The 1,323-nt window shown below is 30.7% G+C and carries 1 protein-coding gene; it reads right to left on the bottom strand.

From position 1 onward, the window contains the following. Positions 1 to 145: 145 nt before the first annotated feature. Positions 146 to 1,066 carry a hypothetical protein gene (locus GJV76_RS15540; protein WP_155093490.1) on the bottom strand — a complete coding sequence of 307 codons (921 nt, stop codon included), beginning with the start codon at positions 1,064 to 1,066 and terminating at the stop codon, positions 146 to 148. Positions 1,067 to 1,323: the final 257 nt, after the last annotated feature.

Below are 1,323 nucleotides of genomic sequence, written 5' to 3'. Positions count from 1 at the left end.
GCTTTTTTTTGCTTTTTCTTATATCGAACTCACGTTAATATTAAGTAAATAAATCGCTAAATATTTTAAATAACGGTACTAAAAAAAGAGCCTGAAAAGACTCTTTAGATAACACCTTATTACTACTAACAATATCTCTTAAAATCTATTTTCCCTTGCTTAAAACAGGGATACAGGATAACTGCTCGTCGAAACTAAATTCAGTGAGTGAAGTATTGCCTTTCAAATGCTTTGAGCGATCATCCTTAGAAGTATCAATAGCATACATAGAAGAAATACTACCTGCGTAGTTCACACTATTGTCCGCTGCTTTAATATCAATACTGACTTTGCCTGACTCATCTCTAAATGCTTTTAATTTAATATCTAACAATTCAATTGCATCGTCCTTAAACTCAACATTTCCTGATTCAGACACAATGAACCCATTGATATCGATTTCCTCTGCACCAGGGACACCAGGGTAAATTAACTCATTGCTATCTCCGTTTTGAAGTACAATTTTATATATACGAGATAAAGCCCCTTTAATAGATTTATCACTATTTACCTCAAAATCAGACGTTCGAACTTCAACAACATACCTACAGAACTTTACAAGACCAGTACTCGTTTCAAGTTCGTATACTCGAACTAAATTCTCTCCTTCGTATTGTACAGTCTCTGCATAAAGTCTTGTGAATGATGACGCTATATTATAAGTCTTACTGCCTACTGAGATGAAATTAACTGCTGGAGTATCAACATCTAAAACAACAACTGTAATCAACTCAGAATCAATCATTCCTTCTCTTTTTGCTATGACATTATACCGACCAGGTTTATCAAATATCTTTGTATAACCAATCTCCTGATGATCCATATAAATCTTTGCATCATTAACTTTCTTATCATTTGCTTTTACTGTAAAAACAACGGATTCTCCAACTTTAACATTGTAATTACTTGCTTGTATAATCAACTGAATTTCATTAGTAGTATTATCATTATTACTATCATCGCTACTACACGATACAGACATAAAACACACTAAAGCAATTAGTATCAATGAGAGTATTTTTTTCATAATCAAATCTTTTTATTCAATGAATGGTTGTTTACAAAATAACAATACTTATTATATCCAAACCTACATCAAATCAATTATATATTGCTAATTAATTACAATAATCAACTAAAAAAAGAGATAACCTCTATGGAGGTTATCTCTTTCTAATTCAATTAATAAACTGATTATTTAATTGCTTTAAGCTTTCCTTTAGGTCCTTTAGCTTTAATATTTGTTATCATTAGCGTCCGATAAAAATTAAAATCACTTCTTTT

It is taken from the genome of Myroides albus (assembly GCF_009711045.1).
Lineage (GTDB): Bacteria > Bacteroidota > Bacteroidia > Flavobacteriales > Flavobacteriaceae > Flavobacterium > Flavobacterium album_A.
This window is presented reverse-complemented; position numbering and strand designations above follow the sequence as displayed.